General features: G+C 46.5%; 15 protein-coding genes. All 15 read left to right on the top strand.

Annotated features, from left to right (window positions below; all coding sequences use genetic code 11):
* Positions 1-33: 33 nt before the first annotated feature.
* Positions 34-735 carry a 30S ribosomal protein S3 gene (gene rpsC, locus OQV04_RS22765; RefSeq protein ID WP_004907131.1) on the top strand — a complete coding sequence of 234 codons (702 nt, stop codon included), beginning with the start codon at positions 34-36 and terminating at the stop codon, positions 733-735.
* A 12-nt stretch (positions 736-747) separates the two neighbouring features.
* Positions 748-1,158 (top strand): 50S ribosomal protein L16, encoded by a 411-nt coding sequence (gene rplP, locus OQV04_RS22760; RefSeq protein ID WP_004265436.1) that lies wholly within the window; start codon positions 748-750, stop codon positions 1,156-1,158.
* Positions 1,158-1,349 carry a 50S ribosomal protein L29 gene (gene rpmC / locus OQV04_RS22755; RefSeq protein ID WP_004265442.1) on the top strand — a complete coding sequence of 64 codons (192 nt, stop codon included), beginning with the start codon at positions 1,158-1,160 and terminating at the stop codon, positions 1,347-1,349. Before rplP ends, rpmC begins: the two co-directional genes overlap by 1 nt.
* On the top strand, positions 1,349-1,603 hold the full coding sequence (gene rpsQ, locus OQV04_RS22750) for a 30S ribosomal protein S17 (protein WP_042847566.1): 255 nt from the start codon (positions 1,349-1,351) through the stop codon (positions 1,601-1,603). The genes rpmC and rpsQ overlap by 1 nt, the downstream gene beginning before the upstream one ends.
* A gap of 176 nt (positions 1,604-1,779) precedes the next feature.
* Positions 1,780-2,151 carry a 50S ribosomal protein L14 gene (gene rplN / locus OQV04_RS22745; RefSeq protein WP_004265449.1) on the top strand — a complete coding sequence of 124 codons (372 nt, stop codon included), beginning with the start codon at positions 1,780-1,782 and terminating at the stop codon, positions 2,149-2,151.
* A gap of 10 nt (positions 2,152-2,161) precedes the next feature.
* On the top strand, positions 2,162-2,476 hold the full coding sequence (gene rplX / locus OQV04_RS22740; RefSeq protein WP_042847564.1) for a 50S ribosomal protein L24: 315 nt from the start codon (positions 2,162-2,164) through the stop codon (positions 2,474-2,476).
* 15 nt (positions 2,477-2,491) lie between these two features.
* Positions 2,492-3,031, top strand: a complete 540-nt coding sequence (gene rplE, locus OQV04_RS22735) for a 50S ribosomal protein L5 (RefSeq protein ID WP_006816328.1) — start codon at positions 2,492-2,494, stop codon at positions 3,029-3,031.
* Positions 3,032-3,043: 12 nt separating this feature from the next.
* Positions 3,044-3,349, top strand: a complete 306-nt coding sequence (rpsN, locus tag OQV04_RS22730; RefSeq protein ID WP_004265458.1) for a 30S ribosomal protein S14 — start codon at positions 3,044-3,046, stop codon at positions 3,347-3,349.
* A 29-nt stretch (positions 3,350-3,378) separates the two neighbouring features.
* Positions 3,379-3,771 (top strand): 30S ribosomal protein S8, encoded by a 393-nt coding sequence (gene rpsH, locus OQV04_RS22725; RefSeq protein ID WP_042847562.1) that lies wholly within the window; start codon positions 3,379-3,381, stop codon positions 3,769-3,771.
* 14 nt (positions 3,772-3,785) lie between these two features.
* Positions 3,786-4,319, top strand: coding sequence for a 50S ribosomal protein L6 (gene rplF / locus OQV04_RS22720; protein ID WP_042847560.1), 534 nt, complete (start codon positions 3,786-3,788; stop codon positions 4,317-4,319).
* 9 nt (positions 4,320-4,328) lie between these two features.
* Positions 4,329-4,682, top strand: a complete 354-nt coding sequence (gene rplR / locus OQV04_RS22715) for a 50S ribosomal protein L18 (RefSeq protein ID WP_042847557.1) — start codon at positions 4,329-4,331, stop codon at positions 4,680-4,682.
* Positions 4,683-4,696: 14 nt separating this feature from the next.
* Positions 4,697-5,197 carry a 30S ribosomal protein S5 gene (rpsE, locus tag OQV04_RS22710; RefSeq protein WP_004265471.1) on the top strand — a complete coding sequence of 167 codons (501 nt, stop codon included), beginning with the start codon at positions 4,697-4,699 and terminating at the stop codon, positions 5,195-5,197.
* 6 nt (positions 5,198-5,203) lie between these two features.
* On the top strand, positions 5,204-5,383 hold the full coding sequence (gene rpmD, locus OQV04_RS22705) for a 50S ribosomal protein L30 (RefSeq protein WP_004265475.1): 180 nt from the start codon (positions 5,204-5,206) through the stop codon (positions 5,381-5,383).
* A 3-nt stretch (positions 5,384-5,386) separates the two neighbouring features.
* Positions 5,387-5,821 (top strand): 50S ribosomal protein L15, encoded by a 435-nt coding sequence (gene rplO / locus OQV04_RS22700; RefSeq protein ID WP_004265478.1) that lies wholly within the window; start codon positions 5,387-5,389, stop codon positions 5,819-5,821.
* A 7-nt stretch (positions 5,822-5,828) separates the two neighbouring features.
* On the top strand, positions 5,829-7,146 hold a 1,318-nt coding region (secY, locus tag OQV04_RS22695), incomplete at its 3' end, for a preprotein translocase subunit SecY (protein ID WP_332642971.1).

Genomic DNA, 7,146 nt, shown 5'->3' with positions numbered 1-7,146 from the left:
TGTGTCCGATCGCTGAGACTCTGGAGACTAGCAATGGGTCAGAAAGTACATCCTAATGGTATTCGCCTGGGTATTGTCAAACCTTGGAACTCTACTTGGTATGCGAATACCAATGAATTCGCTGACAACCTAGACAGCGATTTTAAAGTACGCCAGTACTTAAATAAAGAATTGGCAAAAGCGTCAATCTCTCGCATCGTTATCGAACGTCCTGCGAAAAGCATCCGTGTGACTATTCACACTGCTCGCCCAGGTATCGTTATCGGTAAGAAAGGTGAAGACGTTGAAAAACTGCGTAAAACAGTAGCGGATATCGCTGGTGTTCCTGCGCAAATCAATATCGCCGAAGTTCGTAAACCAGAACTGGACGCAAAATTAGTTGCTGACAGCATTTCTTCACAGCTGGAACGTCGTGTTATGTTCCGTCGTGCTATGAAGCGTGCAGTACAGAACGCAATGCGTCTGGGCGCTAAAGGTATTAAAGTTGAAGTCAGTGGCCGTTTAGGCGGTGCTGAAATCGCTCGTACCGAGTGGTATCGTGAAGGCCGTGTGCCACTGCACACATTACGTGCTGATATCGATTACAACACTTCAGAAGCGCACACCACTTACGGTGTTCTCGGCGTTAAGGTATGGATCTTCAAAGGTGAGATTCTGGGTGGTATGGCTGCTGTTGAACAAGCTGAGAAACCAGCTGCTCAACCTAAAAAGCAGCAGCGTAAAGGCCGCAAGTAAGGAGAGTCGCTGATGTTACAACCAAAGCGTACAAAATTCCGTAAGGTGCACAAAGGCCGCAACCGTGGTCTAGCGCAAGGTACGGATGTTAGCTTCGGCACTTTCGGTCTTAAAGCTGTTGGCCGTGGTCGTCTGACTGCACGTCAGATCGAAGCGGCACGTCGTGCTATGACCCGTGCTATTAAGCGTCAAGGTAAAATCTGGATCCGTGTGTTCCCAGACAAACCAATCACTGAGAAACCACTCGAAGTTCGTATGGGTAAAGGTAAAGGTAACGTAGAATATTGGGTTGCCTTAATCCAGCCTGGTAAAGTTTTATACGAAATGGACGGTGTGCCTGAAGAGCTGGCTCGTGAGGCATTCTCTCTGGCAGCAGCGAAACTGCCTATCAAAACCACCTTTGTAACTAAGACGGTGATGTAATGAAAGCACAAGAGCTGCGCGAAAAAAGCGTTGAAGAGCTGAATGCTGAACTTTTGAACTTGTTACGTGAACAATTTAATTTACGTATGCAGGCTGCAAGTGGTCAGCTACAACAGTCTCATCTGTTGAAACAAGTGCGTCGTGATATCGCACGTGTGAAGACTTTACTGACTGAGAAGGCAGGTGCGTAATGAGCGATAAAATCCGTACTCTGCAAGGTCGTGTAGTTAGCGATAAAATGGAGAAATCTATTGTTGTTGCTATCGAGCGTATGGTGAAACACCCTCTGTATGGTAAATTCATCCGTCGTACGACTAAATTGCACGTACATGACGAGAACAATGAATGTGGAATCGGTGACGTGGTAGAAATCCGCGAAACTCGTCCACTGTCTAAGACTAAGTCTTGGGCCTTAGTTCGCGTTGTAGAAAAAGCTGTTCTGTAATAGAATAGACTTTTCTGATGAATAAACGGCTCTTATTTGATTGAGCCGTTTATTTTTTTCTGTCCAACTCGATGATGTGGTGTTATAATGCCGCGCCCTCGTAGTATGGGTATATTTGAACGGCCTCTTCATAATGAGGTGGCTCAGTAGTAGTTGACATTTAGCGGAGCACTAAAATGATCCAAGAACAGACTATGCTGAACGTGGCCGACAACTCCGGTGCACGTCGCGTAATGTGTATCAAGGTTCTAGGTGGCTCGCACCGTCGCTATGCACATGTCGGCGACATCATTAAAATTACCGTTAAAGAAGCAATTCCACGCGGTAAAGTTAAAAAGGGTGATGTCCTGAAAGCGGTAGTGGTGCGCACCAAGAAGGGTGTACGTCGCCCTGACGGTTCTGTCATTCGCTTCGATGGTAATGCTTGTGTGTTATTAAATAACAACAGCGAGCAAGTAATCGGTACGCGTATTTTTGGGCCGGTAACTCGTGAACTTCGTAACGAGAAGTTTATGAAAATTATCTCTCTGGCACCTGAAGTACTCTAAGGAGCGAACTATGGCAGCGAAAATCCGTCGTGATGACGAAGTTATCGTGCTAACTGGGAAAGACAAAGGTAAGCGCGGTAAAGTAAAGCAGGTTATTTCTTCTGGTAAAGTTATCGTTGAAGGTATCAATCTGGTTAAAAAACATCAGAAGCCTGTACCGGCTCTGAACCAACCAGGTGGCATCGTTGAAAAAGAAGCGGCTATTCAAGTTTCTAACGTTGCAATCTTTAACGCGGCAACCGGTAAGGCTGACCGTGTAGGCTTTAGATTCGAAGACGGCAAAAAAGTCCGTTTCTTCAAATCTAACAGTGAAACTATCAAGTAATTTTTGGAGTATACGATGGCGAAACTGCATGATTACTATAAAGACGAAGTAGTTAATAAACTCATGACTGAGTTTAACTACACTTCTGTCATGCAAGTCCCTCGGGTCGAGAAGATCACCCTGAATATGGGTGTTGGTGAAGCGATTGCTGATAAAAAACTGCTGGATAACGCAGCAGCTGATTTAACAGCGATCTCAGGTCAAAAACCTTTGATCACCAAAGCACGCAAATCTGTTGCAGGCTTCAAAATCCGTCAGGGCTATCCAATCGGCTGTAAAGTAACCCTGCGTGGCGAACGCATGTGGGAGTTCCTTGAGCGTCTGATTTCTATTGCTGTACCACGTATTCGTGACTTCCGTGGCTTGCCCGCTAAGTCTTTCGATGGTCGCGGTAACTACAGCATGGGTGTTCGTGAACAAATCATCTTCCCTGAAATCGATTACGATAAAGTGGATCGCGTACGTGGTTTAGATATTACTATTACCACTACTGCGAAATCAGATGACGAAGGTCGCGCACTGTTAGCAGCGTTCAACTTCCCGTTCCGCAAGTAAGGCAGGGTACTCATGGCTAAGAAATCTATGAAAGCGCGTGATGTTAAACGTGCTAAATTAGCTGAGAAGTTCTTCGCAAAACGCGTAGAATTGAAAGCTATCATCTCTGATGTTAAAGCATCCGATGAAGATCGCTGGGACGCTGTTCTCAAGCTGCAAACACTGCCACGTGATTCAAGTCCTTCTCGTCAGCGTAACCGCTGCCGTCAAACAGGGCGTCCGCATGGTTTCCTGCGGAAGTTTGGTCTGAGCCGTATTAAAGTCCGTGAAGCCGCAATGCGCGGTGAAATCCCGGGCCTTAAAAAGGCAAGTTGGTAATTCCATTTGAATCACGGGAGTAAAGACAGATGAGCATGCAAGATCCCATCGCGGATATGCTGACCCGTATCCGTAACGGTCAGGCCGCGAACAAAGTTGCGGTCACCATGCCTTCCTCCAAGCTGAAAGTGGCAATTGCCAAAGTGCTGAAGGAAGAAGGTTATATCGAAGATTTTAAAATTGAAGGCGACATCAAGCCAGAATTGGAACTGACTTTACGTTATTTCCAAGGTAAGGCTGTCGTAGAAAGCATTCAGCGTGTAAGCCGCCCAAGCCTGCGCATCTATAAGAAAAAAGATGAGCTACCACAAGTTATGGCTGGGTTAGGTATCGCTGTTATTTCTACCTCTAAAGGTGTCATGACTGATCGTGCAGCTCGCCAAGCTGGTCTTGGTGGCGAGATTCTCTGCTACGTAGCTTAATTCGGGAGGAAAGAATGTCTCGTGTGGCAAAAGCACCCGTCGTCATTCCTGCCGGCGTAGAGGTAAAACTCAACGGTCAGGTTATTTCGATTAAGGGTAAAAACGGCGAGCTTAGTCGTACTATCCATAATGCAGTTGAAGTTAAAAACGAAGACAATCAGCTGACTTTCGCACCACGCGAAGGTTTCGCGGATGCATGGGCACAAGCGGGTACTACTCGTTCACTGTGTAATGCAATGGTTGTTGGTGTTACCGATGGCTTCACTAAAAAGCTTCAACTGGTCGGTGTTGGTTACCGTGCAGCAATCAAAGGCAATGCTGTAAGCTTGTCTTTAGGTTTCTCGCATCCGGTTGAACACGCACTGCCAGCAGGCATTACTGCTGAATGTCCAACACAAACTGAAATCGTACTGAAAGGTGCGGATAAGCAAGTGATTGGCCAAGTTGCAGCAGAACTGCGTGCTTACCGTCGTCCTGAACCTTATAAAGGTAAAGGTGTTCGTTACGCCGATGAAATCGTGCGTACCAAAGAGGCTAAGAAGAAGTAAGGTAACACTATGGATAAGAAAGCAGCTCGTATCCGTCGTGCGACCCGCGCACGCCGTAAGATCCAAGAGTTGGGTGCGACTCGCCTGGTGGTACATCGTACTCCACGCCATATTTATGCGCAGGTTATCGCACCGAACGGTTCTGAAACATTGGTTGCAGCTTCTACTACAGAAAAAGCTATCAATGAACAAGTTAAGTTTACTGGAAACAAAGACGCAGCAGCAATTGTTGGTAAATTAGTTGCAGAACGCGCACTGGAAAAAGGCATCAAAGTTGTTGCTTTTGACCGTTCTGGTTTCCAATATCATGGTAGAGTCCAGGCACTGGCAGATGCTGCCCGTGAAGCTGGCCTTCAGTTCTAAGGTAGAGGTGTAAGATGGCTCACATCGAGAAACAAGCTGGCGAACTGCAGGAAAAGCTGATCGCGGTAAACCGCGTAGCAAAAACCGTTAAAGGTGGCCGTATTTTCAGCTTTACCGCACTAACTGTAGTTGGTGATGGTAACGGTCGCGTTGGTTTTGGCTACGGCAAAGCGCGCGAAGTTCCGGCAGCAATCCAGAAAGCGATGGAAAAAGCCCGTCGCAGTATGAAAACCGTTGCTCTAAACAACGGCACATTGTTCCACCCTGTGAAAGGTACACACACTGGTTCTCGTGTGTTTATGCAACCTGCTCACGAAGGTACCGGTATCATTGCCGGCGGTGCAATGCGTGCTGTTTTAGAAGTAGCTGGAGTTCGCAACGTACTGGCTAAAACCTACGGTTCCACAAACCCAATCAACGTGGTTCGTGCAACACTGGATGCTTTAGACAGCATGAAGTCTCCAGAAATGGTCGCAGCTAAGCGTGGAAAATCCGTCGAAGAAATTCTGGGGTAATCGGCCATGGCTAAGACTATTAAAATTACACAAGTTCGCAGTTCAATCGGTCGTCTGCCTAAGCATAAGGCAACACTGGTCGGTTTAGGTCTGCGTCGCATTGGTCATACAGTAGAGCGCGAGGATACTCCTGCTGTACGTGGTATGGTCAACTTGGTTTCCTACATGGTTAAAGTTGAGGAGTAAGAGATGCGTTTAAATACTCTGTCTCCGGCTGAAGGTGCCAAGCACGCGCCTAAACGCGTAGGTCGTGGTATCGGTTCTGGTCTGGGTAAAACCGGCGGCCGTGGTCACAAAGGTCAGAAATCTCGTTCTGGCGGTGGCGTACGTCGTGGTTTCGAAGGCGGCCAGATGCCTTTATATCGTCGTCTGCCGAAATTCGGCTTCACTTCACGTAAAGCAATGATCACTGCAGAGATTCGTCTGTCTGATTTTGCTGCTGTTGAAGGCGATGTTATTGATCTGAACGCACTGAAAGCCGCGAACGTTGTTGGCATCCAGATTGAATATGCGAAAGTTATTCTGTCTGGCGAAGTGAACCGTGCAGTTACTGTACGTGGCCTTCGTGTTACTAAAGGTGCTCGCGCTGCAATCGAAGCTGCCGGCGGTAAAATTGAGGAATAAGTGACAGATGGCTAAACAACCAGGATTAGATTTTCAAAGTGCCAAGGGTGGAACTGGCGAACTTAAACGCAGACTTTTGTTTGTAATTGGTGCGCTAATTGTATTCCGAATTGGTTCTTTTATTCCAATCCCTGGTATTGATGCCACTGTGCTTGCCAAATTGCTCGAACAGCAACAAGGCACCATCATTGAAATGTTTAACATGTTCTCTGGTGGTGCTCTTAGCCGTGCTTCTATCTTTGCTTTGGGGATCATGCCGTATATCTCGGCGTCGATCATCATCCAATTATTATCTGTGGTTAATCCACGATTAGCAGAGATTAAGAAGGAAGGAGAAGCAGGTCGTCGGAAGATAAGCCAATATACTCGTTGGGGTACTCTGGTATTAGCAATATTCCAATCTATTGGTATTGCAATGGGTCTACCGAATATGCCAGGGATGCAAGGATTGGTTATTGATCCGGGTCTTCCATTCTACTTTACGGCTGTTGTTAGCTTAGTCACAGGGACAATGTTCTTAATGTGGTTAGGTGAACAGATAACTGAAAGAGGTATTGGTAACGGTATCTCTATCATTATCTTCGCTGGTATTGTTGCGGGGTTACCGCCGGCTATTGGCCATACCATCGAGCAAGCTCGGCAAGGCGACCTGCACTTCCTCCTGTTGCTGTTGGTTGCAGTATTAGTATTCGCGGTTACTTTCTTTGTTGTGTTTATGGAACGTGGTCAACGTCGTATTGTCGTTAATTACGCTAAACGTCAGCAGGGGCGCCGTGTTTATGCAGCACAAAGTACACATTTACCGTTAAAAGTGAATATGGCGGGTGTAATTCCTGCAATTTTTGCTTCCAGTATCATACTATTCCCGGGTACAATAGCTTCTTGGTTTGGTGATGGAACTGGCTGGGACTGGCTGACGACTATTTCTATGTATTTGCAGCCTGGTCAACCGTTATATGTGTTGCTTTATGCATCTGCGATCATCTTCTTCTGTTTCTTCTATACGGCGTTGGTTTTCAACCCAAGAGAAACAGCAGATAACCTGAAGAAGTCCGGTGCATTTGTACCAGGAATTCGTCCGGGAGAGCAAACGGCCAAGTACATTGATAAGGTAATGACTCGCTTGACATTAGTTGGCGCATTATATATTACCTTCATCTGCCTAATCCCGGAGTTCATGCGTGACGCAATGAAAGTACCTTTTTACTTTGGTGGTACTTCCCTCTTAATCGTGGTTGTTGTTATCATGGACTTTATGGCTCAAGTGCAAACTCTGATGATGTCCAGTCAGTATGAGTCTGCATTGAAGAAAGCAAACCTGAAAG

Source organism: Escherichia sp. Lx600-2 (assembly GCF_036662595.1).
Lineage (GTDB): Bacteria > Pseudomonadota > Gammaproteobacteria > Enterobacterales > Enterobacteriaceae > Escherichia > Escherichia coli.
This window is presented reverse-complemented; position numbering and strand designations above follow the sequence as displayed.